The following is a 265-nucleotide window of genomic DNA, read 5'->3' on the forward strand; positions in this document are numbered from 1 at the left end:
CGCCATCGGCATTGCCATCCACAGAAGGTCCGGGGGTATCATCTTAGACGGGGCCGGTCGTCATCGGAGTGCCAGCCTGGCTCGCGCCCATGTGCCCGGGCGTGCTGTGTGAGTAGCTCCGTTCATCGAAATCGCAGTCATCGGCGTGCTCGAGCTCATTCTGAGCGTTCTTGGCCGCATCGATGTCTTCTTTGTCCTCGACCTCCTCAAATGCACGAGCGCCACCAGCGGCCTGGCTCTCCAGAACCCGGTCCATTGCCTTGCT

General features: G+C 61.5%; 1 protein-coding gene. It reads right to left on the minus strand.

Features of this window, described 5'->3' with window-relative positions; genetic code table 11:
• Window positions 1–43: 43 nt before the first annotated feature.
• A partial coding sequence (locus PZC42_RS21675; protein WP_277214254.1) for a hypothetical protein occupies window positions 44–265 on the minus strand: 222 nt, incomplete at its 5' end.

Origin of the sequence: Isoptericola croceus (genome assembly GCF_029382255.1) — a bacterium.
In the GTDB taxonomy this organism is placed as follows: Bacteria; Actinomycetota; Actinomycetes; order Actinomycetales; family Cellulomonadaceae; genus Isoptericola; species Isoptericola croceus.